At 40.2% G+C, this 1,064-nt stretch carries 1 protein-coding gene; it reads left to right on the top strand.

Annotation, left to right across the window (positions count from 1 at the left end; all coding sequences use genetic code 11):
• The first annotated feature begins 110 nt into the window (after positions 1–110).
• A complete protein-coding gene (locus GT641_RS12900; RefSeq protein WP_161117743.1) occupies positions 111–1,043 on the top strand; it encodes a DDE-type integrase/transposase/recombinase in 933 nt (310 codons plus the stop codon).
• Positions 1,044–1,064 lie beyond the last annotated feature (21 nt).

Raw genomic sequence — 1,064 nt, 5'->3', positions numbered from 1 at the left:
TGTAGGATTACAATACATGTGTTACAACTGAATATAAAAAAAGCAGAGATACTTCTTTTGTGTTATATTTTAGTCACCACAACAAAAAAACAAAAAAGGAGTTCTCTGCTATGGCTACTATAACACAAGATATGCGGTATCGTCTATCCTTAATCAAATACGCTGAAAGGTTTGGTGTCACCAAAGCTGCTATCAAATATAAAACCAACCGTCAATACATTTATCGTTGGAAACGACGTTATGACGGTTCTATTGAGTCCCTTCGTGACCGCTCTCGCAGACCCCATCATCATCCAAACCAACATACCCCTGAAGAGATCAAGCTGATCTTTGATATGCGCAGACGCAATCCCAATGCTGGTCTTGTTGTCTTTTGGGTTAAACTCAAGCAGCGTGGTTACTCCCGTTCCATCCCTGGACTATACAGATTTCTCCGTAAGCAGGGAATTATGGCAGTTCATCCGCCAAATCCTAAATATATTCCAAAGCCTTACGAACAGATGGATTATCCGGGACAACGCATACAGGTTGATGTAAAATTTGTTCCTTCTGCATGCCTCAAAAACCCCAAGGTCATCGGCAAACAATTCTTTCAGTATACTGCCATTGACGAGTATTCCAGATGGCGTTTCGTAGAGGCTTTTGAAGAACACAACACGTATTCTTCTGCTATGTTTATAGAGCATCTGGTGAAAGCCTTTCCGTTACCCATTCAATGTATCCAAACTGATAATGGAGCAGAATTTACAAATCGTTTTACCACTCACCGTGACAAACCCACACTATTTCAGGTGCATCTGAAGCAGCATGGGATTTGCCATAAAGTTATACGACCTTTTACACCACGACATAACGGGAAAGTTGAAAGAAGCCACCGAAAGGATAATGAGCGTTTTTATGCAACTCATACTTTTTATTCTTTTGAGGACTTTGCCAAACAGTTGAAAGTGTATAATCGCAGGGATTATAACAACTTTCCTATGCGTCCATTAGGATGGAAATCTCCAAATCAGGTACTAAAGGATTATCTGGCATCTGTGTAACATATGTTTGACAAACCTACA

It is taken from the genome of Clostridium sp. BIOML-A1 (genome assembly GCF_009874105.1).
Taxonomy (GTDB): Bacteria; Bacillota; Clostridia; order Lachnospirales; family Lachnospiraceae; genus Coprococcus.
This window is presented reverse-complemented; position numbering and strand designations above follow the sequence as displayed.

Excerpts from the sequence above, each read along its gene's own strand:
- GT641_RS12900 (WP_161117743.1), top strand. The coding sequence starts at position 111 with ATGGCTACTATAACACAAGATATGCGGTATCGTCTATCCTTAATCAAA.